The organism is Streptomyces gossypii (assembly GCF_025165795.1).
Taxonomy (GTDB): Bacteria; Actinomycetota; Actinomycetes; order Streptomycetales; family Streptomycetaceae; genus Streptomyces; species Streptomyces gossypii.
Map to the genome: position 1 here is coordinate 279,049 of NZ_JAJAGO010000006.1, position 24,164 is coordinate 303,212.

22 protein-coding genes and 2 tRNA genes are annotated in these 24,164 nt (G+C 69.5%); 14 read left to right on the plus strand and 10 right to left on the minus strand.

Going from position 1 to position 24,164, the window contains the following annotated elements; genetic code table 11:
- The first annotated feature begins 191 nt into the window (after positions 1-191).
- The 4 genes from LHJ74_RS14960 (at position 192) to LHJ74_RS14975 (ending at position 2,407) form a co-directional block, all read left to right on the plus strand.
- Positions 192-1,100, plus strand: a complete 909-nt coding sequence (locus LHJ74_RS14960; RefSeq protein ID WP_260218511.1) for a phosphatase PAP2 family protein — start codon at positions 192-194, stop codon at positions 1,098-1,100.
- A gap of 111 nt (positions 1,101-1,211) precedes the next feature.
- Positions 1,212-1,568, plus strand: a complete 357-nt coding sequence (locus LHJ74_RS14965; RefSeq protein ID WP_260218512.1) for a DUF8844 domain-containing protein — start codon at positions 1,212-1,214, stop codon at positions 1,566-1,568.
- A 126-nt stretch (positions 1,569-1,694) separates the two neighbouring features.
- Complete coding sequence (locus LHJ74_RS14970) at positions 1,695-2,309, plus strand: bifunctional DNA primase/polymerase (RefSeq protein ID WP_260218513.1); 615 nt, start codon at positions 1,695-1,697, stop codon at positions 2,307-2,309.
- Between the two features lie 24 nt (positions 2,310-2,333).
- Positions 2,334-2,407: transfer RNA gene (locus LHJ74_RS14975), tRNA-Lys, on the plus strand.
- Between the two features lie 54 nt (positions 2,408-2,461).
- On the opposite strand, the gene LHJ74_RS14980 is transcribed toward LHJ74_RS14975, so the two are convergent.
- Positions 2,462-3,727 (minus strand): M6 family metalloprotease domain-containing protein, encoded by a 1,266-nt coding sequence (locus tag LHJ74_RS14980; protein ID WP_375546750.1) that lies wholly within the window; start codon positions 3,725-3,727, stop codon positions 2,462-2,464.
- Between the two features lie 349 nt (positions 3,728-4,076).
- Here LHJ74_RS14980 and LHJ74_RS14985 point away from each other — a divergent pair, with 349 nt between their 5' ends.
- The gene (locus LHJ74_RS14985; protein ID WP_260218514.1) at positions 4,077-5,843 is read left to right on the plus strand and encodes a putative bifunctional diguanylate cyclase/phosphodiesterase; all 1,767 of its coding nucleotides are present in this window, start codon (positions 4,077-4,079) and stop codon (positions 5,841-5,843) included.
- A gap of 398 nt (positions 5,844-6,241) precedes the next feature.
- Here the strand turns inward: LHJ74_RS14985 and LHJ74_RS14990 are convergent, their stop codons facing one another.
- From LHJ74_RS14990 to LHJ74_RS15000, 3 genes are all read right to left on the minus strand, one after another.
- The gene (locus LHJ74_RS14990) at positions 6,242-7,312 is read right to left on the minus strand and encodes an LLM class flavin-dependent oxidoreductase (RefSeq protein ID WP_260218515.1); all 1,071 of its coding nucleotides are present in this window, start codon (positions 7,310-7,312) and stop codon (positions 6,242-6,244) included.
- Positions 7,313-7,502: 190 nt separating this feature from the next.
- The gene (locus LHJ74_RS14995) at positions 7,503-8,225 is read right to left on the minus strand and encodes a maleate cis-trans isomerase family protein (protein ID WP_260218516.1); all 723 of its coding nucleotides are present in this window, start codon (positions 8,223-8,225) and stop codon (positions 7,503-7,505) included.
- Between the two features lie 149 nt (positions 8,226-8,374).
- Positions 8,375-9,418 (minus strand): maleate cis-trans isomerase family protein, encoded by a 1,044-nt coding sequence (locus tag LHJ74_RS15000; RefSeq protein WP_260218517.1) that lies wholly within the window; start codon positions 9,416-9,418, stop codon positions 8,375-8,377.
- 213 nt (positions 9,419-9,631) lie between these two features.
- On the opposite strand from LHJ74_RS15000, the gene LHJ74_RS15005 reads away from it, so the two are divergent.
- A complete protein-coding gene (locus tag LHJ74_RS15005; protein ID WP_260218518.1) occupies positions 9,632-10,594 on the plus strand; it encodes a D-2-hydroxyacid dehydrogenase in 963 nt (320 codons plus the stop codon).
- 131 nt (positions 10,595-10,725) lie between these two features.
- Entirely contained in the window at positions 10,726-12,186 is a 1,461-nt protein-coding gene (locus LHJ74_RS15010; protein WP_260218519.1) for an amidase, read from the plus strand.
- On the opposite strand, the gene LHJ74_RS15015 is transcribed toward LHJ74_RS15010, so the two are convergent.
- The gene (locus tag LHJ74_RS15015; RefSeq protein ID WP_260218656.1) at positions 12,167-12,667 is read right to left on the minus strand and encodes a DUF3830 family protein; all 501 of its coding nucleotides are present in this window, start codon (positions 12,665-12,667) and stop codon (positions 12,167-12,169) included. The genes LHJ74_RS15010 and LHJ74_RS15015 overlap by 20 nt on opposite strands.
- Before the next feature lie 123 nt (positions 12,668-12,790).
- On the opposite strand from LHJ74_RS15015, the gene ehuB reads away from it, so the two are divergent.
- The 6 genes from ehuB to LHJ74_RS15045 all read left to right on the plus strand — a co-directional run bounded on the left by ehuB (position 12,791) and on the right by LHJ74_RS15045 (position 18,252).
- Positions 12,791-13,699 (plus strand): ectoine/hydroxyectoine ABC transporter substrate-binding protein EhuB, encoded by a 909-nt coding sequence (ehuB, locus tag LHJ74_RS15020; RefSeq protein WP_260218520.1) that lies wholly within the window; start codon positions 12,791-12,793, stop codon positions 13,697-13,699.
- A 2-nt stretch (positions 13,700-13,701) separates the two neighbouring features.
- Positions 13,702-14,442 (plus strand): ectoine/hydroxyectoine ABC transporter permease subunit EhuC, encoded by a 741-nt coding sequence (ehuC, locus tag LHJ74_RS15025; protein ID WP_260218657.1) that lies wholly within the window; start codon positions 13,702-13,704, stop codon positions 14,440-14,442.
- Complete coding sequence (ehuD, locus tag LHJ74_RS15030) at positions 14,439-15,089, plus strand: ectoine/hydroxyectoine ABC transporter permease subunit EhuD (protein WP_260218521.1); 651 nt, start codon at positions 14,439-14,441, stop codon at positions 15,087-15,089. Before ehuC ends, ehuD begins: the two co-directional genes overlap by 4 nt.
- Complete coding sequence (ehuA, locus tag LHJ74_RS15035; protein ID WP_260218522.1) at positions 15,079-15,894, plus strand: ectoine/hydroxyectoine ABC transporter ATP-binding protein EhuA; 816 nt, start codon at positions 15,079-15,081, stop codon at positions 15,892-15,894. Before ehuD ends, ehuA begins: the two co-directional genes overlap by 11 nt.
- Positions 15,895-16,121: 227 nt before the next feature.
- A complete protein-coding gene (locus LHJ74_RS15040) occupies positions 16,122-16,880 on the plus strand; it encodes an IclR family transcriptional regulator (RefSeq protein WP_260218523.1) in 759 nt (252 codons plus the stop codon).
- 205 nt (positions 16,881-17,085) lie between these two features.
- Complete coding sequence (locus LHJ74_RS15045) at positions 17,086-18,252, plus strand: aldose epimerase family protein (RefSeq protein WP_260218524.1); 1,167 nt, start codon at positions 17,086-17,088, stop codon at positions 18,250-18,252.
- Positions 18,253-18,362: 110 nt separating this feature from the next.
- On the opposite strand, the gene LHJ74_RS15050 is transcribed toward LHJ74_RS15045, so the two are convergent.
- From LHJ74_RS15050 to LHJ74_RS15060, 3 genes are read right to left on the minus strand one after another with little or no spacing between them, the layout of a single operon-like run.
- Complete coding sequence (locus tag LHJ74_RS15050; protein ID WP_260218525.1) at positions 18,363-19,235, minus strand: carbohydrate ABC transporter permease; 873 nt, start codon at positions 19,233-19,235, stop codon at positions 18,363-18,365.
- The gene (locus tag LHJ74_RS15055) at positions 19,232-20,179 is read right to left on the minus strand and encodes a carbohydrate ABC transporter permease (protein WP_260218526.1); all 948 of its coding nucleotides are present in this window, start codon (positions 20,177-20,179) and stop codon (positions 19,232-19,234) included. The genes LHJ74_RS15050 and LHJ74_RS15055 overlap by 4 nt, the downstream gene beginning before the upstream one ends.
- Positions 20,176-21,528, minus strand: coding sequence for an extracellular solute-binding protein (locus LHJ74_RS15060; RefSeq protein WP_260218527.1), 1,353 nt, complete (start codon positions 21,526-21,528; stop codon positions 20,176-20,178). Before LHJ74_RS15060 ends, LHJ74_RS15055 begins: the two co-directional genes overlap by 4 nt.
- 303 nt (positions 21,529-21,831) lie before the next feature.
- On the opposite strand from LHJ74_RS15060, the gene LHJ74_RS15065 reads away from it, so the two are divergent.
- A tRNA-Lys gene (locus LHJ74_RS15065) sits at positions 21,832-21,905 on the plus strand.
- A 66-nt stretch (positions 21,906-21,971) separates the two neighbouring features.
- Here the strand turns inward: LHJ74_RS15065 and LHJ74_RS15070 are convergent.
- Positions 21,972-23,006, minus strand: coding sequence for an ABC-2 transporter permease (locus LHJ74_RS15070; protein WP_260218528.1), 1,035 nt, complete (start codon positions 23,004-23,006; stop codon positions 21,972-21,974).
- Positions 23,007-23,089: 83 nt separating this feature from the next.
- A complete protein-coding gene (locus tag LHJ74_RS15075) occupies positions 23,090-23,770 on the minus strand; it encodes a nucleoside/nucleotide kinase family protein (protein WP_260218529.1) in 681 nt (226 codons plus the stop codon).
- Positions 23,771-24,164 lie beyond the last annotated feature (394 nt).

Genomic DNA, 24,164 nt, shown 5'->3' on the forward strand with positions numbered 1-24,164 from the left:
CCCGGGACCACCCCGGTACCTCATCACTTCGGCTTGGGGCGTTTTTCTCGGATCGCCGCCGGCCTGCGGCGATCCGAGAAACACGCCCCAGCCGTCAACCACTCGGTTGACGGCAGCGTCCTTTCTCACGGCGTACGCCACCCGGTCAGACGCCCGCCGCCCAACCGTAACGACCGTGGGAGAGCGATCGGATGCACCAGGGCCACCGACCTCGCTGGTGGACGGAGCTGCCGGTGATCATCCTGATCTACTCGCTCTACTCCGCCGGCCGGCTCCTCGCACGTGGCGACGCGTCGGAGGCGGTGGACCACGGCCTCGCGATCCTCAGACTCGAACAGGATCTGCGGCTGAACTTCGAGCACCCGCTGAACCGCCTCTTCACCGCCGAGGCGTGGCTGGGCATACCGTCCGACTACATATACGCCACGCTGCACTACCTGGTGACCCCGGCGGTGCTGGTCTGGGTCTGGAAGCGCCACCACGCCCACTACCGCGCGCTGCGCAGCTGGCTGATGACCTCCACGCTGATCGGCCTTGTCGGCTTCATCCTCTATCCGACCTGCCCGCCCCGGCTGCTGGACGCCGCGTACGGCTTCACGGACACCATGGCGCAGTACGGGGACTACGGCTGGTGGGGCGCCGAGGCCAGCGCGCCGCAGGGGCTGGGCGGGCTGACGAACGAGTACGCGGCGATGCCGAGCCTCCATGTCGGCTGGGCACTGTGGTGCGGGGTGGCTCTGTGGCGGTACGGCCGCCCGTCACCCTGGCTGCGCGTCCTGGCGGTCGCCTACCCGCTGTGCATCGTCATCGTGGTGATGGGCACCGCCAACCACTACTTCCTGGACGCCGCCGCCGGTGTGGCGGTGATGGGCCTGGGCGCGGCGCTGGCCCGTCCGGCGATACGCGGCGCGGAGGCGCTGCGTATCGCGGCGGTGCGGGTCGTTGGGGTACGGGCGGGGATGCGGCTGTGGCCCGGCCTGTACTCGTCGGGGTCGGGGATCGTGCTCCAGCGCGGGGCGCAGACCCCGCGCAGCGTCAGCAGTCCCGAGCACGGCGGGGCGTCCGGGCCGGCCGACGCCTCCGAGCCCGCGGCGCGCTGACCCGAGGTCTGGCTGCCGTCGCTGCCGTCGCCGTTCGGATCCACGCCCCATCCCGGGGGCTTGCGCGACGCGCGACAATGGACGGCGGCACCCGAACCTGGAGGTCCTCCTATGCCAGAGCCGCACACGGCTCCCGACCAGCCCGGCGGCACGCCGCGCTTCCGGCGCCCCGCACCGCTGCTCTACGAACCTGCGGCGCCGGCGCCCGACGACGAGCACTTCTTCGATCTTGATTCGCTGGAGGACCCGCGTGAGCTGCTGGAACGCTCGACCGAACTGACACTGGCGTTCCGGGCGGCTGCCGACCGCGCGATGGAGTTCCAGGCGATAGCCGCGGCGCAGCTCGCCGACCCCAAGCGGTTCGACCGGCTGCCCGACGACGTGATCGCCCAGCGCGCGGACTGGACGGAGGACTACGCCCGCAAAATGATCGAGTTCGGCCGCGAGCTGCTGGGGAAGCGCGCCTGACCTCTGCCCCAAGCACCACGGAGGGGGTGCGGGCGAACGCGGAGAGTACCCGAACGCACTCCGCCCCGTCCCGGTTTCCGGCGATTCATGGAATTCCCTCCGAGGAGACGGGTAGACCTGTTCGTCATGAGCGATCCCGTCGGCCCCGCAGCGAACGTCGCCCCCGCCGCACCCGTCACCCCCGAGGGTGCCGACTGGCTGGCCTCCGCCAGCCGCTTCCCCCGCAGTGTCCACGCCCTGTGGGCGCTCCGCCCCGGTGCACCCAGCGTGCTGCCGTGCGGCTCCGTCTTCGATGTGGCGAGCACCCCGGCACACCAGGGGCGCGCGCTGCTGGACTGCCTCTGGTCCCGGGGGCGCGGCAGCGGACCGGTCGCCGTTCACCGCGGGCGGCTGCTGCTGTTCGCGGCGCCCGGCACCGCGGACCGGCTGCCCGCCCTGCTGCGCTGGGAGGAGTGGCGCAGCGACGCCGAGGGGGCGGCGTTCCCCCCGCTGCTGTGCCACGGACTCGGCGACGCGGTGACCGTGCCTGCCCTGATCCCGGACGCCTCGGCCGGGGAGGCGCCGCCCTGCCGTCTCCCCGCAGGACCCTCCCGCTGGCTGGTGCCCCCCGGCGTACGGCATCCGTGGCTGCCTGGCCCGGAACTGCTGCTCTGGGCCTGCGTGCGTACCCTCCGCTCCTCCCGTGCAGGTGGGGGCGGTGGCGGCGGGGGGAGAACCAATTTTCACTACGCGGGATCCTGATGCTAGGGTCTACAACGTCAGCAGGCGCCGTTAGCTCAGTTGGTTAGAGCAGCTGACTCTTAATCAGCGGGTCCGGGGTTCGAGTCCCTGACGGCGCACAGACAGCGAAGGCCCCCTCGTGCAGACGAGGGGGCCTTCCGCGTCTCCCGTCCTCACTGCCGCTCCCCCCTGGTCACCTTCACATCCCAGCCGCCGCCCGTCGCGGGCTCGCCGACCTCCACCCGCACTCCCCCGCCCGCATCCGTGTCGTAGCTCTCACCCGCTTTCAGCGTCGCGTCCGCGAGCGGCGGATAGACGGAGTCGGGTTGGCAGCCCTCGCTGTCCGGATGTCCGTCGATCACCTGCACCGGGCCGTCCGCCGAGGCCGCGTCGGCCCGGACCCGGTAGAGCAGCACTCCCTCGCCGCACATCCCGGCGTCGTTCCCCAAGGGGGTGCGCGCCTCGATCGCCAGCGCCTCGAAGGTGCCGGTACGGACCACGATCAGGCGGGCGTCACCGCCCGGACCGGCCGCGGCCCCCATCGGCGCGCCGAGCGGCCGCAGCGTGTGCCAGGTGGTGCCGGACTCCGCGGGTACGCAGTCCACGTTCCACGACCGGAGCCAGCCCACCTTCCACTTGTGCCAGCCGAAGAGGTCGGGGGCCAGTCCGAACTGGCTGCCCATCAGGTCCCAGTCCCCCACATGGGTGTCCCAGTCGCCCTTGCCGTCGCCGGGACGGCGGTAGAGGTCGGGCAGGTCGAAGACGTGCCCGGTCTCATGGGCGAGGACGTTCCGGTCGGGCGGGTGCTGTTCGAAGACGGTGACGATGCGCCGTATCTCCGTGCCGTCGACAACCATGGGCTCGTCGAAGTTCACCACCTTGGTGGCATCCGAGTTCACCCCCGGGGCGTGCGGGTCAGCCACCAGATAGACGAGGTCGTAGTCGCCGAAGTCCACCAGAGGGTCGGCAGTCGCCACGGCGTCGCGCAGGAAGGCGGTGCGCAGTTCGGCGTCCCAGTCCCGCCGTATTCCGTAGGCGGTGGAGGGGGCCGGCATCGGGACCCAGACTTCCCGAGGCCGGGGCCGCAGCTCCAGGCGGCCGTAGGAGGCGCGGGCGAAGAAGTCCGAGGTGACCGGAAAGTGATCGGCGACCAGTGCGTCCGTGGTCACGGAGGGCTCCCGGTCCGGGAACGAGAGGAAGAGCATCAGCGCGTCGAGAGGGCGGACGGGCCGCGGGTAGTCGGAGTTCCAGGTGTCGAGCCCCTCGGAGTGGTGGGCGCCGGTGCGCGGGAGGGCGCAGGAGCCCACCACGGCCGCGGCGGTGGACGGTCCGGCGGCGAGCGCCGTCCAGACGATGGCCGTCAACGAGTTGAGCACGCACGCGGTACGCCGCCACGGGCGTCGCCGGGCCACCCCCTCGGGTACAGCCGATCGCGCCACGTGTGGACCTCGCGGGGTGGGAAGCTACGGTTCTCACCCACGATGTCTTCTTTACTCTGTTTTCGCCGTATTTGGCTACGCCGGTTGGGTCACCCACAATATGATTACTCGGAGTAGTTCTGGTCGTGCTTGACCACTCACTTCCGGCTGCGGTGCAGAATCGATCATTCTCTTTCGTGCGTACCTCCGACAACACTCGACCGAGTGTCAGAAGTACCGCCCGGAGGCTGGATCGCGTACCGCACGAACCTCTATGATCGCCACATTTCCAGCGCGGATCTGCCTCCGGATGGCCTACGGTCGGTCGCTCGATTGGTCCGCACGCGACGAGTGACCGCAGGAGTGATCGGTGAACGGACCCTCCGACGGACCAGGCGAAGCCTCGCACGAGGCTTCGACCACACCAGCGCACACCCTCACGGAAAGTGAGGAGACCCGTCCCCGGGAGAGCGACTTCCGGGCCGCCTTCAACGCCGCCCACACCGCCATGGCCGTGCTCGACGGCCATGGCCACGTACGCAGCGCCAACCGCGCGCTCGAACGCCTGCTCGGTGCCGCTCCGGACGGTCTGATCGCCGCCCCCGTGGCGGGCCTCCCCGGACTCGACCTGGACTCCCGCGCGCACGGCGACTACGAGGAGGCGCTGCGCGGACGTGCTCCGGAGATGTCCTGCACACGGCGGCTCAAGCACGCCGACGGACACCCCCTGTGGGCCGAGATCACCGTCGCCCCGACCGTGCGCCAAGCGGATCCCCGCCGCGGAGAGGCGCTGCTGTCCGTCGTCGACATCAGCGAGCGGCGCGCCCTCCAGCAGCGGCTCCGCCACCTCCAGATGCACGACCCGGTCACCCGGCTGCCCAACCGCACGCTGTTCTTCGAACGGCTCTCCGCCGCCCTCTCCGAATCCGCCACCGGACGGATCGGGCTGTGCTACCTCGACCTGGACGGCTTCAAAGCCGTCAACGACACCCTCGGCCATCCGGTCGGCGACCAACTGCTCGACGCGGTCGCCCAGCGGCTCCTGCGCTGCGGCGAGGAGGGCGGCCACCTGGTGGCGCGGCTGGGCGGCGACGAGTTCGCACTGCTGGTGGAGGGCTCGACCGGGACCGACCAGCTCACCCGGCTCGCCCAGACCGTGCTGCTCGCCCTCCAGCAGCCCTTCGAGCTGGGCGGCCAGCGCCTCGCGGTCTCCGCCAGCATCGGCGTACTGGAACGGGAATCCGCAGGCACCAGCGCGACGGGGCTCATGCAGGCCGCCGACACCACGCTCTACTGGGCGAAGGCGGACGGCAAGGCCCGCTGGACGCTCTTCGACCCGGAGCGCAACGCCCACCGCATGACACGGCAGGCGCTCACCAGCACGCTGCGCCCGGCGGTCGAACGGGGCGAGTTCGTGCTCGAGTACCAGCCCATCATGGACTTCGGGGACGACACGCTGCAGGGCGTGGAGGCCCTGGTGCGCTGGCGCCACCCCCGCTTCGGCACACTCGGCCCCGACCGCTTCATCGGGCTGGCCGAGGAGAACGGCGCGATCGTCCCGCTGGGCCGCTGGGTGCTCACCGAATCCTGCCGCCAGGCACGCCGCTGGCTGGACGCACACCCCGGACGGCCGGTCTTCGTCAGCGTCAACGTGGCCGTACGTCAGGTCTGGGACTCCGATCTGGTCACGGACGTCCAGCGCATCCTGGAGCAGACCGGCGTGCCCTCCGACCTGCTCCAGCTGGAGCTGACCGAATCGGCGGTGATGGGCTCGGCCGGGCGCCCGCTCCAGGCGCTGCACGCGCTCAGCGAGATGGGCGTCCGGATCGCCATCGACGACTTCGGCACCGGCTACTCGAACCTCGCCTACCTCAGCCGCCTTCCGGTACGAACCCTGAAGCTGGACGGCACCTTCGTACGCGGCTTCCGTACCGCCCGGCATCTGAACCCCGCCGACGAGACGATCGTCACGGCCCTCGTGCAGCTCGCACACAAGCTCGGTCTCACCGTGACGGCCGAGTGCGTGGAGAGCCAGGCCCAGGCGGAACGGCTGCGGCGGATCGGCTGCGACTCGGGGCAGGGCTGGTACTACGCCAGGCCGATGGCACCTGAGGGAATCACGGCGCTCCTGGGGTGAGCCGTACGCCCGGTTCCCGCCGTCGCGGATTCCGCCGGACCCAGTTCGCGGTGGCTGCGCGCCGCGGCGGCGGCACGGGGGTGGCGGCCACCGGCCGCCACCCCCATCAGCCCGGCGGGGGTGCGGCCGTCGTCGGACCCCGCGCGGCAGCGCGGGCGCGCGGGAAGAGGGGCAGGTGGGCTAAGAGCCCCTAACAGAATGGGCGGTCGGCTTGCGACGCCTGGCACGCGCGCTCGCCGCGTTGTCGGAGTCGTCCATGTACGCCCAGTACGAGGACGATCCTCCGCCTTGCGAGCGCACGCACCAGACGCCGCAAGCTGATCGACCGCCCATTCTGTCAGGGGCTCTAAGAGCTGTCCCGTGATCCCTGGTGGATCACGGGATTACGGGATGAGCCCTCAGGGCATGGCGTAGGCGTTCGCGATGAGTTCGTAGCTGCGGACTCGGATGTCCGGGGTGTGGGCGTTGGCCGTGATCATCAGCTCGTCCGCTCCGGTGCGCTTCACGAGCGCGTCCAGCCCCTCCCGTACCGCGTCCGGTGTGCCCTTGATGATGTTGCCCAGCCAGCCGTCCACGAAGTCACGCTCCATGGGGCTGAAGGCGTAGTCCTCCGCCTCCTCGGGCGTCGGGATCAGCCCCGGGCGCCCGGTGCGCAGCCGCAGCATGGACAGCGCGCCGGTGAGCACCTGCCGATGGGCCTCCGCCTCCTCCTCCGCCGCCAGGGCGGAGACGCCGATCACCGCGTACGGCTCCGCCAGCACCGCGGACGGGCGGAAGGTTTCGCGGTAGAGCTCCAGCGCGGGAAGGGTGTTGGCGGCCGAGAAGTGGTGCGCGAAGGCGAAGGGCAGGCCGAGGGAACCGGCGAGCCGCGCGCTGAAGCCGGAGGAGCCGAGGAGCCACACCGGCGGCCGTGCGGTGCCGCCCTGCACCGGGCCGGGGACTGCGTGGATGCGGGAGTACGTGTGGGCCTGGGGGAAGTCGCCGTCCAGAAAGTGGGTCAGTTCGGCGAGCTGCTGGGGGAACTCGTCGGCTCCCTCGCGCGTGCTGTCGCCGCGCCGGAGCGCGGCGGCGGTCGCGCCGTCCGTGCCGGGCGCCCGGCCCAGCCCCAGATCGACGCGGCCGGGGGCCAGCGCCTCCAGCGTGCCGAACTGCTCGGCGATGACCAGCGGGGCGTGGTTGGGCAGCATGACGCCGCCGGAGCCCAGCCGGATGCGCTCCGTGCGCGCGGCGAGATAGGCGAGGATCACCGCGGGGGAGGAGCTGGCGACACCCGGCATCGAGTGGTGCTCGGCCACCCAGAAGCGGGTGAAGCCGCGCTGCTCCGCCAGTTGGGCGATGCGGGTGGAGGTGCGGAGGGCGTCTCCGGCGGTGAAGCCCTCCCCGACCGTCGCCAAGTCCAGCACGGAGAGCGGCACGGGCGCGGTGCCCCTCGCTTCGCCGCGTATGTCGTCGGTGCCTTCGTCGGCCACGGGCGGCCCGCCTCCTCCATCGTCCGCAGGCCGGGAAGACGCGCCTGCGCTACCTGCACGTACGCCGGGGCCAACCCGGCGCGGCGGCGCGCTATTCCCGGCCACCGGTCCCGGCCCGCCCGGCCACCGGCTGGTGGCCCGGCGGGGCGGGGCCGGAGCGGCTCGCCCCGCCGGGCGGGCCGCACGCACGTCAGGAGAAGAGCGTGCCCAGGGCCGGTGCGCGGACCGTGACGTCGAGCAGCCGGAGCCCTTCCCTGGCTGTCACCTGGTTCGCCGTGAGGACCGGCTTGCCGAGCGCCTCCTCCAGCTGGGGGATCCAGGCCGCCGTGTGCAGTGCCGTGTCGGGCAGCAGGACCGCCTGGGCGTCCGGGTGGTCGCCGCCACGGGCGAGGGCGAGGACCTCTTCGAGGCCCCAGGTGCCCACCTCGGCGGCGGTGATGATGCCGCTTCCGCGCATCGCCACCACCTCCGCGCCCGCGGCCTTCAGAAAGTCGGTGAACAGCTCCGCGACGTCCTCCGGGTAGGTCGCCGCGATGGCGACCCGTTCGACGCCCAGCGCGCGTACGCCCTGGGCGAAGGCGAACGAGGTGCTGGAGGCCGGGAGGCCCGAGGTGCCGGAGAGCTCGCGGACCTGCTGGTGCGCGCCGTCCCAGCCGAAGACGAAGCTGGCGCTGGTGCAGGCCCAGACGACCGCCTCCGCGCCGAGTGCCTTCACCTCCTCGACCTTGGCGGCGAGCCGGGCCGCCGAGCCCATCTCCAGCAGGGCGTCGACCCGGTGGGCGTCCTCACCGATGTCCGTATGCACCAGCGGCAGCCGTACGTCGGCGCCGGCCTCCCGGAGGATGCCTTCGAGGCGCGGGAAGTCGTCTTCCGCGGAGTATCCGGGGTAGAGGAACCCCACCGCCTGTGCCATGTGTGCTCCTTCGCGTGGAACCACCGGTTCGTGCCGGTGGAGGGATGCGGTACTCGGTCGGTCACTGCTCGGACGGGGTCAACCCGCCCGTGCGCGCACGTACGCTCGCCGGGGCGCCCACTCGGACACCCCGGTCAATGTGATTCAACTCACACTGGTGGCTGGCCCGCGGCCCGGTCGTCGGGACCGGCGGGAGGATACGGCGGGTCGTAGGGATCCAGGGGCTCGGCGCCGCCGCCCTGGTCCGCACCGGCCAGTGCGGCCTCCGGCCCGGCCGGGCCCGCGGGATGCGCCAGATCCGCGGGGGCCGTGTCCACCGGGCCGGCGTCCACCGGTTCGCCCGGACCGAACTGCTCCCCGGGGCCGGGGGTGTACTGCTGCTCACCCGGACCGTGGCTCTCCAGCGGTTCGTACGGCCCGTAGGGCTCCGACGGCGCCATCGCCGCCGGGCCGCGTCGCGCCACCGGGTCCAGCAGCGCCTGGTAGTGGCCGACCGCCTGCTTGCCGATCCGCTGCAGCGCCGCCCACATCGTCACCTGGTTCGCCGAGAGGACCGGCATCCGCAGCTCCGCTTCGAGCTGGGGTATGACGTCGTAGGTCGGCAGGTTGGTGCAGCTGATGAAGAGCGCGTCCGGGGCGTCGACGGCCGCCTCGCGGGCCATGTCGACGACGTCCCGGTACGGGACCTTCCAGATGTGCCGGGTCAGCCCGAGATAGCTGCGCCCGGTGACCGCGATGCCCGCTTCGCCGAGGTAGTCCTCCAGCGAGTCGGTTACCGACTTCGTGTACGGGGTGACCACGGCGACGCGGCGTGCGCCGAGCTCTCGCAGCGCTTCGAGCAGCGCGCCCGAGGTGGTCAGGGTAGGCACCTCTCCGGCCTGCTGCATGGCCACGGTCATCGCCTTCTCTCCCGCGGTGCCACCGACGAAGCTTCCGGAGGTGCAGGCGTAGGCGACGACCTCAGGGGCCACCGCGGTCAGCGCGAGTACGGCCTCGTGCAGCGTTTCGTGTTCGCTGACGAGACGGGCCAGGTCGAGGCTGACCTCGACGGGGACGAAGGGTGTGCGTGTGAGGTGGAGCGACACATCGTCGGGCACCCAGCGCCACAGCTCGCGATCCAGCGCGAAGTCGAACGGCGCGACGATTCCGACGCCGCGCTGCGGCTGCGGTCCACCGAGGAAGGAGACATCCATTTCGAGCCCCAAAAGAGACGGAGGGGTGGCACGGGCCAAAGAAAGAGATAACCGGTCAGACGCCGGGAACGCCGGGACAGATGCCTTTGTTGACGAAGGTAGTTCGCCGTCCCTACCGTGGTCAATCCTCGCATCTGCGACACCATCCGCGCGCTGTCCCCGCGCCCGTCCGCACAGCCCAGCCGCCCTTCGTTTCGAAATGGTTTACTTCCTATGTCCGAAACATGTGTTCTTGTCCTGGATGCTGATCCACTGCCGCGGCTCGACCGCCTCACCGATCGTGCCCGCGTGCTGCACGCGGACGAGAAGTCGCTGGCAGAGCGCTTGCCGGAAGCCGACGTCCTGCTCGTGTGGGACTTCCTCTCGGACGCCGTGCGCGAGGCGTGGTCCGGCCCCGGCCGCCGTCCGCGCTGGGTCCACACACCGAGCGCGGGCGTCGACCGGCTGCTGCCCGAGCTGGCCGGTTCCGAGACGGTTCTCACAAATGCCCGCGGTGTCTTCGACCAGCCCATCGCCGAATACGTCGCGGGGCTCGTGCTCGCCATGGCCAAGGACTTCCACGGCAGCCGGGAATTGCAGCGGCAACGACGTTGGCGGCACCGGGAGACACTCCGGGTCGCGGGCACTCGGGCGGTGGTCGTCGGCTCGGGCCCCATCGGCCGGAAGATCGGCCGCACCCTCATGGCGCTCGGTGTCTCCGTCGACCTCGTCGGGCGTACGGAGCGGTCCGGCGATCCTGATTTCGGCCGGGTGCACTCCGGTGACTCCCTCGGCACTCTGCTGGGTGAAGCCGACTGGGTGGTGTGTGTGGCGCCGCTCACCGACGCGTCGCGGGGCATGTTCGACGCCTCCGCGTTCGCCCGGATGAAGCCGGAGGCGCGCTTCATCAATGTGGGCCGCGGGCAGCACGTGGTGGAGGCCGACCTCGTCGACGCGCTGCTGTCGCACCGGATCGCCGGAGCCGCGCTGGACGTCTTCCACGAGGAGCCGCTGCCGGTGGAGAGCGGGCTGTGGGATGTGCCGGGGCTGCTGATCTCGCCGCACATGAGCGGCGACACCCTCGGCTGGCGGGACGACCTGGCCGAGCAGTTCCTTGACAACTTCGACCGGTGGGATGCCGGTGAGCCCCTGCTGAACGTCGTCGACAAGCAACTCGGGTACGTGCCGGGCAGCTGAGCCCGGCCTCCGCACCCCGCACGCCCGGCCTGTGCCGCGTGCCCTGTTCCCTCCCCCACGCCTGTTCCCTCCCCCCACGCCTTGCCCGTCCCGCATGTCCCGCTTGTTTCACCCGATTCGAGGAGGACTCGTTGTCCGATCTCACCGCGCTGTCCGCGGTCCAGCTCATCGCCGGATACGCCGCCCGTGACTTCTCACCGCTTGAGGTGACCCGGGCCGCGCTCGATCGCGCGGAAGCCGTCCAGCCGAAGGTGAACGCCTTCGTCCGGTTGAACGCGGAGGAGGCGCTCGCCCAGGCGCGCGCCAGCGAGGACCGCTGGCGGCGCGGCGCGCCCACCGGTCTTGTCGACGGAGTACCGGTGACCGTGAAGGACATCCTGCTCCAGCGAGGCGTCCCGACCCTCAAGGGTTCCTGGTCGGTGCGGGAGGAAGGCCAGGAGTGGGATGAGGACGCCCCTTCAGTGGCCAGGCTGCGCGAGCAGGGTGCGGTCTTCGTCGGCCGTACGACCACGCCCGAGTTCGGCTGGAAGGGCGTGACCGACAGCCCTCGGCACGGCGCCACCGGCAACCCGTACGACCCGGCACGTACCGCGGGTGGCTCCAGCGGGGGCAGCGCGGCGGCCGTCGCACTGGGCGCGGGTCCGCTGAGCCTGGGTACGGACGCGGGCGGTTCGGTCCGTATCCCGGCCTCCTTCAGCGGGATCTTCGCGTTGAAGCCGACCTACGGGCGGGTGCCGATGTATCCCGCGAGTGCCTTCGGCACGCTGGCGCATGTCGGCCCGATGACGCGGGACGCGGCGGACGCCGCCCTGCTGATGGATGTGATCACCGGAGCCGACCCGCGTGACTGGTCGCAGCTCGGCCCGGTGACGGGCAGCTTCCGTGACGGACTGTCCGAGGGTGTCGCCGGGCTGCGGATCGCCTACTCCCCCACGCTGGGCGGGCAGGTGGAGGTCGATCCGGTGGTAGCCGCAGCGGTGCGGCGCGCGGTGGAGCGGCTGGCGGAGCTGGGCGCGCGGGTCGAGGAGACCGATCCGCCGCTGCCGGATCCGGTCGAGGCGTTCCACACCCTGTGGTTCAGCGGCGCCGCCCGGATCACCCAGCACTTCAGCGAGGAGCAGCGGGCGGCGCTGGACCCGGGGCTGCGCGAGGTCTGCGAGGAGGGGCTGCGGGCGAGTGCGGTGGACTATCTGGCGGCGGTCGACGTACGGATGGCGCTGGGCAAGGCGATGGGCGACTTCCACCGCGATTTCGACCTGCTGGTGACCCCCACGATGCCGACCACGGCGTTCGAGGGCGGGGTCGAGGTCCCGGCGGGTGCGCCGAACCCGCGCTGGACGAGCTGGACGCCCTTCACCTACCCGTTCAACATGACGCAGCAGCCCGCCTGCTCACTGCCCTGCGGGGTGGACGGGGACGGCATGCCGGTGGGCGTGCAGCTGGTCGCCGCGCGGCACCAGGACGCGCTGGTGCTGCGCGCGGCCCACGCTCTGTACGCGGCAGGGGTCGCCGACATCCCCGGGCCCGCGATGGCAGCCGGGCCCGGGGGGGCGTGGTCTGGAGTAGCCGGGGCTACGCCCGCCGGAAGCTGAGGGTCTCGCCGAGGGCACCCGCCCGCCAGAGGTCCTGGCAGGCGTCGGCCATCCGGTCGAGACCGTCCACGATGCTTCCCCAGACGATACCGGGCACCCAGCCGGCGTCACCGTTGATCAGGAGGTTGTTCCGCTCGTAGAAGAGCGCGAGGTCGATCACCGTCTTCCGGCCCTGGTGATCGGCCTCCGCTTCATAGCCGTAGGACTTGGTGCCCAACTGCGTCTCACTGAATGTGAAATAGCACAGGTCACCCGGAATAGGCGTGATGGTGGGATTCTCCAGCGGTGGCTCCTCCGGGGCAAAGGGCGGAATCAGCGCGTAGATCTCATTCCGGGCGTACTTGGCATGGTAGACATCACCGCCGAGCGGCAGTGCGTTCCACACTGCCGCGCAGGTAACGGGTGCGCGGTCGTCGAGCAGCTTCGCGGTGCAGCTCACACCCCGCTTGTCCAGGGACACTTCGATGAAGCGGTCCGGCATCATGGCCTCCCAAGGCTGGTGGTTTACGTGTCAATACTGACGCAGCGGTCAACACGACAACGACCACATCAAGGGCCGGAAACAATCCGCATAACTCTCGGCAGCTTGGGTAGCCGCGCGCCCATGGCTCCACCACTTAGGGCGAGTACGCCATTCATCGGAAAAGGGTTCAGCCGCCGCTCACTGCTTGCGGGTGCAGCGGCCCTGGGTGCGTTCGGCGTAGCCGGATGCAGCCGGGCACCGGACGAAGGGAAGGTGGAAGGGGGCGATCTGCTGGAGCGCCTGCGTGACCAGGGATCCGTGAAGGTCGGCATCGCCAGCGAGCCGCCGTTCGGGTACATCGACGACGACGGCGACCCGACGGGTGAGGCACCGGAGATCGCGAAGGTCGTCTTCAAGCGGCTCGGCGTCCCGGACGTCAAGGCGATCCCGGTGGATTTCGGAGCATTGATCCCCGGGCTCAAGGCCCAGCAGTTCGACATCGTCTCGGCCGGGATGTACATCAATCCCACTCGATGCGAGCAGGTGCTCTTCGCCGATCCGGACTACATCATGCTGGATTCCTTCATCGTCAAGAAGGGCAATCCGCACGGGATCAAGACATACGAGGAAATTGCTGAGAAGGGCCTCAAGATGGCCACCGGCAAGGCATACGCGGAGATTGCGTACGCCGAGGCGGCGGGTGTCAAGGACATCCTGATCCTGCCGGACCAGGTTGCAGGTCTGAGTGCGGTGGAGACGGGCCGGGTGGACGCCTTCGCGGGCACCAACGTCACCGTGCAGGGCGTTGTCGAGAATTCCCGGCGGGCGGAGGCCACCAAGGCGTTCCAGCCGACGGTCGACGGTGAACCGCAGTACGGCGCCGGCGGCTTCGCCTTCCGCCTCTCGGAGAAGAACTTCCGCGACGAGTTCAACAAGGAGATCCACCGGCTCAAGGAGAACAACTTCGAGGAGCTCCTGAAGATCGTCAAACCCTTCGATTTCGGTATGAACGAGATGACCCACAAGACCGCGAAGGAGCTGTGTGGCTGATGATGACCTCTGGCATGTTCACCACCTGGTTCCTGCCGGGCATCTGGATCACCATCCAGGTGACGCTGTACAGCGCCGCCCTGGCCGCCGCGGTCGCCTTCATCATCGGCACCCTGCGCACCTCGCAGCTCTGGATCGTGCGCTTCGTTGCCGGTACCTACTTCGAGATCTTCCGCGGCACCTCGGCACTGGTGCTGATGTTCTGGATGTTCTTCGCGCTGCCGCTGTTCGGGTGGCAGCTGGTCCCCATGTGGGCCGGTGTGAGCGCACTGGGCCTCACCTACGGCGCGTACGGCTCCGAGGTGGTACGCGGCGCGCTCGCGGCGGTGTCGCCCGCGCAGCGTGAGGCGGGCATCGCGCTCAGCTTCACCCGGATGCAGCGGCTGCGGCGTATCGAACTCCCGCAGGCGTGGCCCGAGATGATCCCACCGTTCAACAACCTGCTGATCGAGCTGCTGAAGGGCACGGCGCTGGTCTCCACGATCACCGTCGCGGACATGCTCTTCGCGGGCAACCTGGTCCGGCTCGGCAGTAACGAGAGCGCCCCGATCTACACCCTGCTGCTGGTCATCTACTTCGCGATGGCGTGGGTCCTGACCCGCGGCATGCGGGCGCTGGAGCGGCACGCGAAGCGGGGAATCGGGCAGCTGCCCGAGAAGAAGCCGGGGCTCATCAGCCGCAAGCTCAGCGCGCGTGGTGAGACCGACCAGGCCGGCAGCCAGGTCGCAGGAGGTATGGGATGAACAAGTGGGACTGGTCGAATGTCGACGACTTCATGCCGAGGTTCTGGGACGGGGTGCTGGTCACCCTGCAGGCCCTTGCCATCGGCTCCCTCATCGCCTTCTCGCTGGGTCTGGTCTGGGCCATCGCGCAGCGCTCCACGCTGATCTGGATCCGCTGGCCGGTGATCGCGGTCACCGAGTTCATCCGGAACACGCCGCTGCTGGTCCAGCTGTTCTTCCTTTTCTACGTCGTACCGGAGTGGGGTCCCTCGATGTCCCCGCTCGCGACCGGCATCGTCGGTCTCGGGCTGCATTACTCCACCTATACCGCTGAGGTCTACCGCGCCGGGATCGAGGGCGTGCCAGCCGGACAGTGGGAGGCGGCCACTGCGCTCAGCCTGCCCAAGACCCGCACCTGGACCGCGGTGATCCTGCCGCAGGCAATCCGCCGGGTCATCCCCGCCCTGGGCAACTACGTCATCTCCATGCTCAAGGACTCCCCCATGATCGCGGTCATCGGGGCCTTCGAGATGCTCGGCGAAGCCCAGGCGTACAGCAATGAGACCTTCACGACCGAGGCGCTGACCGTGGTCGGAGTCGCCTTCATTGTCATCGCCTACCCGGCTTCTCTTCTTCTTCGAGCCCTGGAGCGTCGTCTTGTCCGCTGAGAACAGCACTTCCAAAGAGACTCCGAACCCGGCTGCCGACGGCAGCGAGCTGATCCGTTTCGACGGCGTGATGAAGCGGTTCGGCAGCAACGTCGTCCTGGACCACCTGGACTTCACGGTCTCCTCCGGTAAGCACGTCACCCTCATCGGGCCCTCCGGATCGGGCAAGACGACGATCCTGCGGCTGCTGATGACCCTGCTCAAGCCCGACGAGGGCACCATCAAGGTCGGCGGCGAGTACCTCACCCACGAGGAGCGCAACGGCAAGCTGGTCCCGGCGGGCGAGACGCACATCCGGGAGGTGCGCAAGAACATCGGCATGGTGTTCCAGCAGTTCAACCTCTTCCCGAACATGGGCGTGCTGCGCAACATCACCGAGGCGCCGGTGCACGTGCTCGGGCTTTCCAAGGACGAGGCCGAGGAGCGCGCGCGGGAACTCGTCGAACTGGTCGGTCTGACCGAGCACCTCGACAAGTACCCGAGCCAGCTCTCCGGCGGCCAGCAGCAGCGGGTCGCGATCGCCCGCGCGCTCGCGATGCGCCCGCAGGTGCTGCTGCTGGACGAGGTCACTTCGGCGCTCGACCCCGAGCTGGTGGCCGGTGTGCTCGACGTCCTCCGCGACATCGCGCACACAACCGACATCACGATGCTCGTCGTCACCCACGAGATGAACTTCGCGCGGGACATCTCCGACGACGTTCTGATGTTCGACGCGGGCCGGGTGATCGAGTCCGGCTCGCCGGAGAAGATGTTCTCCGACCCGGAGCACGAACGCACGAGAGAGTTCCTGAGCGCGGTCCTTTGAGTAGGCGGTGAGCGCTCGCCGAGCCCCCCGGGCCCGTTGAGGACAGCTCATCCGACTGCGGCCCCTGTACCCCGCGAAAGGGGACAACAGGGGCCGCACCCGCGTATGGCATATGCCGATAGCAGCGACACCCCGCTCCCCGGGCCCTGTTGACCGCTATCGTGATACATATGCCGTGACCCCCCGCTCAGGTCACGAAGCAGACGGTCACAACCTCAGGGGGCACCGTGGCGCTCAGGCCGGAACCGACCGCGCCGTTCCATTCGGTGCAGTACGCGCTGCGCGTGCTCGAATCAGTCGCCGGACACAGCGACGGAGTGGACGAGGAACAGCTCAGCCGCGAGACGGGGCTGCCCTCGGGCCATCTCGCGCATCTGCTGCTGATGCTGCGCCGCGAGGGCTATCTGGAGCAGATCTCGGACGGCAGCTACGTCGTCGGCGAGTCGCTCGTACTGCTGGGCTCCGGTGGCGACCGTGGGCGCGCACTGCGCGAGCGGCTGGACCGCACGCTCTCCGATCTGCGTGACTCCCTCGGTGCCGCGGTCTATTTCAGCCGCTACACGAACGGCGAGCTGGAGGTCATGCGGTACGCCGACGGCCCCAGCACCCCGATGGTCAACGAGTGGGTCGACTTCCGCTCCGCCGTGCACGCCACCGCGATCGGCAAGTGCCTGCTGGGCCAGCTCGACCACGACGGCCGCAAGGACCATCTCTCCCGGCACCGCACCGCCCGGCTCACCTCCCGCACCATCACCGACGAACGGCTGCTGCTGAACGCCCTCGACCAGCAGCCGCCCACGGTGCCGGTGCTGGACCTCCAGGAGTACGCGGTGGGCACCGTCTGCGCGGCGGTGCCGGTGACGGCCGGGGCGTCGGTTGGCTGCCTGGCGCTCTCCCTCCCGGTCGAGGACGCCCACCGGCTCCGCAAGGCGGCCGAGGCCCTCAACCAGCGGGCGGCACCGGTGATGCTGTCGCTGGTCATCTGAGCCCGCGTCAGCAGCCCCTCTGCGCAACCCATTGACACACCGCCATCCCCCTGAATACCGTCACGCCACCATTTCGAACATGTGACGAAATATCGAACAGTCAGTACCTCCCGGACTGTTCCACGTCCAGTGCTCCGAACGCTGTACGGAATGCCGAACATCACGCACTCGCCCTCTCCCCTCCTCCCCTCGTCTGGAGACACACATGGAAACGAGCAGACGCACGGTCCTCGCGGCTGCCGCCGCCGCGGGAATCGCCGTGGCCGCCGCGGACACGGCGTACGCGTCGAACGGCTCCGGCCGCGGGCGGAAGCCCACCAAGGAGCTCTTCGGGCGGCTCCCCGACGGCACCAAGGTCCATCGCTGGACCCTGGCCAACGGCCACACCCGCATGAAGGTCCTCTCCTACGGTGGCATCGTCCAGTCCCTCGAACTGCCGGACCGCCGGGGCCGGTACGCCAACGTCTCCCTGGGCTTCGGCAACCTCGACGACTACCTCACCGCCACCACCTTCTTCGGCGCCCTCATCGGGCGGTACGGCAACCGCATCGCGCAGGGCCGCTTCACCCTCGACGGACGCACCCGTCAGCTGTCCGTCAACGACGGCGAGAACAGCCTCCACGGCGGCGCCAAGGGCTTCGACAAGCGAGTCTGGGACGTGGAGCCGTTCGCGGACCGCCGCTCGTCGGACGTCGGCCTGCGGCTGCACTACACGAGCGCCGACGGCGAGATGGGCTACCCCGGCACCCTGCGGGTGACCGTCACCTACACGCTCACCAACCGTGGCGACTGGCGGATCGACTACGCGGCGACCACCGACCGGGCCACCGTGGTGAATCTGACGAACCACACCTACTACAACCTCGCGGGCGAAGGCAGCGGAGACATCCTCGGCCACCAGCTGCGGCTCGCCGCCGGCCGCTACACGCCGACCGACACGACCCTCATCCCCACCGGTGAACTCGCCAGGGTGGCGGGCACGCCCTTCGACTTCCGGCGGACGAAGACGGTCGGCGAGGATATCCGGGACGCCCACGAGCAGCTGGTCACAGCCCAGGGCTACGACCACAACTGGGTTCTGGACAAGGGCCTCTCGGACGGCCCCGAGCACTTCGCGACCCTCCGCGATCCCAGGTCGGGGCGCGTGATGAGGGTGGCCACCACCGAGCCGGGTGTGCAGTTCTATTCCGGTAACTTCCTGGACGGCACCCTGACCGGCACCTCGGGGCGCACCTACCGGCAGGGAGACGGGATGTGCCTGGAGACCCAGCACTTCCCCGACTCGCCCAACCAGCCCCACTTCCCCAGCACGGTCCTGCGACCGGGTGAGACGTACCGGTCCAGCACACTCCACACTTTCGCCGCCCGCTGAGCTTGCTCCGGGACGGCGCTCGGCGCGCCGTCCCGGAGCGCCGTACCCGTCGCCGCCCGGGGGTGTGACCCGGTAGGGATCTTGAACCAGGCGCCGGGCAGACCGGGCCGTCACTGACCGGCGAGGCCCGTGTGCGCCACACCGCTGACGATCTGGCGCTGGAAGAAGACGAAGACGATGACCAGCGGAAGCCCCGCCATCAGGCCACCGGCCATCAGCTGCGCCCACTGGATTCCGTAGGAGTTCATGACGGTCGCGATGCCGTTCGGCATGGTCATCAGGTCGGGGTTGTTGGTCACCATGTACGGCCACAGGAAGTTGTTCCAGGACGAGATGAAGGTGAAGATCCCGACGGCCGAGAGCGAGGGCCTGGACAGCGGAAGGATGATGGTGAAGAAGACCCGCCAGCGTCCCGAGCCGTCGATGAACGCGGCCTCCTCCAACTCGCGCGGGATGGACTGGAAGAACTTGTAGAGGATGTAGACCATCGCCGCGGGCGCGCACTGCGGAAGGATCATGCCCCAGTAGGTGTCGACCATCCCCATCGACTGGACCGTCGAGAAGAGCGGCACACCGAGCACGGCGGGAGACACCATGAGGCCGGCCATCACCAGGCCGAGCAGGGCGTTCTTGCCGCGGAACTCCGTGCGTGCGAAACCGTACCCGGCGAGTGCGCTGACGATGAGCACGATGAAGGTGACGCAGACCGAGACGACGAGGGAGTTGACGAACCAGTTGGTGATGTTGCCGCTCTCGAAGAGGGCCTTCCACGCCTGGGCCGTCCACTCCTCGGGCACCCAGTGGGTGGGCACCTCGACGGCCTCCGTCTCCGACTTCAGGGAGGTGAGCAGGGCCCACAGCAGCGGCGTCATCCACGCCGCGGAGACGAGGACGCCCAGCGAGGTGAGCACGATCTGGCCCGGCGTCCACTTGCTCTTCGGGCGCTTCGGGTTCTTGACCCGTACGACGGTGGCGGCGGTCATCGCACGCCCTCCTCACGCTTGCGCAGAAGCCACATCCGGCCGAGGGCGACGACTGCGATGATCAAGAAGAAAATCATGGAGACCGCGGAGGCGTAGCCCACGCGGTATGCGGTGAAGCCCTGCTCAAGGGTGTACTGGACGAAGGTCCGGGTGCTCTCCTCCGGTCCTGGCCCGAAGTCCTGCATGACCACGACCTGGTCGAAGACCTGGAGCGAGGCGAGCACCTGGAGCGTGACCACCAGCCCGGTGATGTTGCGCAGCATCGGCAGGGTGATGTGCACCATGCGGTGCCAGGCGTTGGCGCCGTCGAGGGAGGCGGCCTCGTACAGATGCTGCGGAATGTTCTGCAGCGCGGCCAGGAACAGCAGGAAGCTGAAGCCGACCGTCCACCACAGGGTGGTGATGACGACGGCGATCATGGCGAAGGACTTGTCGGTCAACCACGGGGTCTCGAGCCCGAAGACGTGGTTGATCATGCCGGTGCCCGGGTTGAACAACCACTGCCACAGGTTCGCGGCGACCGTCGACGGCAGCAGGAACGGGGCGAAGAAGCACAGCCGCCACAGCCACTTGGCACGCTCGATGTGATGGGCGAGCACCGCGAGAAGGAACGCGAGAACGACGATGCAGGGCACCACGAGCAGGGTGAAGTACGCGCTGTGGCCGAGGGTGTCCCACATGAGGGGGTCCTCGAAGGCCTCGCGGTAGTTGTCGAAGCCCACGAAACTCGCGTCTGTGCCGGAGATGTTGGAGTCGGTGAAGCTCAGCCACAGCCCGCGGCCGATCGGCAGCAGCACGAACAGCGCGAACAGCACCAGGAACGGGGCGACGAACCAGCCGCCGTGCTGGACCTTGCGGGTCATCCGGGCCCGGAGCGAATCGGCGTCCACCGCCCGGGCGGAGCGTACGGCGGCCGGTGCCACCACGGTGTCGACGGCGCTCATGCGGCGGCACCTCCCTCGCGCGCGGACGTGCCCTCCATCGGGTTCTTCATCTCGACGAGTTTCTCGAGCACGGCCTTCATGCTCCGGGCCGCGGCCTCCGGCTTGGTGGAGCCGACGTTGGAGGAGGCGATGACGGGGCCCATGCGCTGGCCGAGAAGGCCGATGGAGCCGGAGAACCAGGCCGACGGCTCGACCGCCATGTGGTCCATCGCGGAGACGTACTCGGACTGCGGCTTCAGGGCCAGGTACTTCTTGTCCTTCAGCGTCGGCAGATGGGCGGGGATATGGCCGCCCAGCGCCCAGTCGGTGGCATTCTTGATGACATAGGCGGCGAGTTGGTGCGCGCTCTCGTTGGTGGCGCCGCCGCGCTCCGACTGGTGCGGCAGGACGAAGCAGTGCGACTCGGTGTGGGTGGCGGGCTTGCCGAAGACGGCCGGCAGCGGAGTCGCGCCGTAGTCGAGCTTGGCGCCGGTGAAGACCGGCACCGACCAGTTGCCCTCCCAGGTGAAGGCGGAGCCGTTGACGAAGCTCTCGGCGTCGGCGATGCCGATCGGCGTGGTGTAGCCGTCGGTCATGTGCTGCCGCAGGAACTCCAGGACCTGCGTCGCCTTGTCGGTGTCGAAGGTGACCTCGCGGCCGTCGGCGCTCAGGACGGTGCCGCCGAGCTGCGTGTAGAAGGACAGGAAGAACCACCAGGAGAAGTCCGGCATGTTGGCCTTAATGCCGATGGTGTGGACGCCGCCCTTGACTGCCTTCTTGGCGGCCTTGAGGGCCCTGAACCAGTCCTCGGGCGAGGTGACCGCCGCCAGACCGCCGCCCTCGCCGAGCAGCCCCGCCTTCTCGCACACGTCGCGGCGGTAGAAGCAGAGTTGGGTGTGGACGTCGAGTGGCAGACCGTAGAGCTTGCCGTCGACGACCGCACGCTTCCACAGCAGCGGGTCGAAGTCCTCCTTCCGCACGCCGTACTCGGCCAGCAGCCGCAGGTCCCACGGGTCGAGCAGGCGTCCCGGCGCGAAGCCGGGGATCCGGCCCAGGTGCATCACGGCGAGGTCAGGGGCGCGGTTGCCGACGGCCGCCATCGCCAGCTTCGTGTAGTACGGGCTGCCCCACTGGAGCGTCGAGTCCTTCACTTCGACGCGGGGGTTCTCCTCGCGGAAGGCGTCGAGCATCGCGATCATGTTGGCGCCGTCGCCGCCGGAGAACAGGTTCCAGTAGCGCACTCGTACGTCCGCGTCCGAGGCGATCGCGGAGGCGCTGCGGTTCGCGGCGGCGAGTCCGAAACTGCCCGTGACGGCGAGCGCCCCCAGCCCGCCGAGCACACCGCGGCGGCTCGGGAGAGATATCGACATTGCGGCTCACTTCTGTTCGGTATTTCGAAAGGCGATCGCAGTCTCGAACGGGACCGTAAGGTCGGCGATGGAACACGTCAACGGTTCGGACAGACCTTCGGCGAAGTCCCGGTAAAGATTCCCGAAGTTGTTCGGCAGGCCGAACCCCTGACCTCACTTGCTTCTCTTCCTGCGCAACGCGTTGACGCACGCTTCCCCGCTGCCTGAGTTGCCGTTCGAGCCACTGGCCGGCATTCGGCAACCCGGTGAGCGGCGGCGGTCCGGAGCACTCCCGCGGAGCGGGTAAGATGACATTGTCATCCGGCGCCGTTAGCTCAGTTGGTTAGAGCAGCTGACTCTTAATCAGCGGGTCCGGGGTTCGAGTCCCTGACGGCGCACAGACACCAGACCGCAGGTCGGCGATCACGCCGACCTGCGGTTTTTCGTGCGCCCTGCGCTGCCCCTCAGGTGGAGGCACCCGGATGGTAGGGCCCCAGCGCGGGCGGTTCGGTGTCGCGGTGACGGGCCGCGAAGAACAGCGTGAGCAGCACGCCCGCGACCGTCCACACCGCCAGCACCCACATCGGGCCGGCCATCGCGTTCCCGTCGAAGTAGACGCTGTGACGCACCGCGGTCGTACCGGCACCCGGTGGCAGCCAGTCGCCGATCGTGCGCCAGAAGGGCGGGATCATGCTGCGCTGATAGGCGCCGCCCGCGCTCGGGTTGCCGAGCACCACGAAGACCACGATGGCCAGGCCGATGCCGATCACACCGAACATCACCTGGAGCGCGATCGTCGCCGCGCCCGCCGCCAGCACCACCAGCGTGCCGATCCCCCACAGCGCCAGAAAGTGGCCGGGCAGGGCGCCCAGCGCCTGGTCGACGATGAGCGCGCCGCCCAGGCCGGAGAGCGCCGCGTAGACCACCATGACGGCGAGCCGCAAAACCGCGCGACGGGTGTTGGCAGGGCGCGCACCGGCCGTGATGCCGAGCATGGAGGCCGCGAGATAGCCGCCGACGAGCCACCCGATGACGAGGTAGAAGGCGCTCAGGCTCCCCCGGTCCCCCGCGTTCGCCGGGGCGACGTCCTCGGTTCTGACGGTGCGCTGCTGCGCTTTGGCGAACTGGCTGCCCACCTCGGTGATCGCCTGGGCCACCGAGCTGCCCGCGGCCGAGGCGATCAGCAGGATGTCCTGGGTCCCCTGCTGGTCCATGACGTACGCGCCCTGGGCGTCGCGGTTCATGATCCGCTCCCTGGCCTCCCCCCGGTCGCGTACGAGGGTCGTCTCGACCGGTTCGCCGCGCAGCCCGTCCAGCCGCTCGGCGACCTCGGCGGGTGCCGCGACGGCGAGCGGGATGCGCTGCGCGTCCGGGTGGTGGAAGGCCCCGACGTAGGAGAGCAGGAAGCCGAGCTGGACGAGGAGCACTCCCACCATGAGGAAGAAGGCGCGCGGGGTGATCGCGTCACGCAGTTCGGCTGCGAGCGGGCTGTGGCGCATGGGGGAGAAGTCCTTCTGCGGGCGATGTGTCCCCATGCATACCGCACGTCACACCCGCGGACCGGGCGGCACGCGCGGCCCGATCAGCCCTCCTGCGGGCCTGGAGCGGCCGGGCCGCCGCTGACGGGGCAGGCGAGGTGGCGGCTCACACAGCCGTTCCCCCGCGAGGCTTTGACGACCTCCCCGTTGGGCATGTCGTTCCGGCGGATCCAGTCCCGCGCCGTCTGCCGGTCGCGCCCCTGAGTCAGCTGGCGCTCCGTCAGGCGCTGTTCCCGTACGGCGTCGGGCGCGTCGACGTACCAGAGCGCGTCGATGTGGCGCCGGGCCTCGGGCCAGCCGGGCAGGTCGCAGGCGAGGTAGTTCCCCTCGGTGACGATCAGCTCCGCCCTCGGACGCACCACATGGCGGGCGGCGATGGGGGCGTCCACCACGCGGTCGTAGTCCGGCACATAGATGTCGTGCTCCCGGCACCCCGCGACGCGGGTCAGCAGCGCCGCGTAACCCCGTACGTCGAAGGTGGCGGGTGCGCCCTTCCTGTCCAGCAGGCCCAGCCTGGTCAGCTGAGGGTCCGACAGGTGGAAGCCGTCCAGCGGCAGATAGGCGACACTGCCCTGGCCGTGCCGTTCGGTCAGCTCCGCGACCAGGGTGCGGGCCAGGGTGGACTTGCCCGCGCCGGGCGCGCCGGCCAGGCCGAGTACGGCACGCGGGTGTGCCGTGTCGCGGCGCACCTGCCAGGCGGCTTCGAGGATTTCAGCGAGGTCCATCCGGGCTCCCGGGGGTCGGTGACCCGTCCATGCTGCCGCAAGCGACCGGCTTGCGCGCGGGTCCGCGCGCCCCCCCGAACCACAGGCCCAACCCTTACTCCGGGTTGCGATGCAACCACCCAGCCTGCACCGTCCATCGACACTTCCGTCACAACTGTCCCGCCCATACAGTCCAAAATAGGCAAAACACCGTATTAGATTCTTGCGATCATGCGCTTTCCCGCGAAAGCCTGCCGTAGAGTCAGCGCGCAGCAAGACCACTTGGCCGGAATATGTGACCGAAGGCCGAAGGCACTTCCCACAGGCGCGAATGACTCCGCGTGATACGGAACCGGAGTGCCGCGCCCGCACTCTTGTGGTCAGCAGCCCGGAAGCGGAAGACCACCGCTGCCGT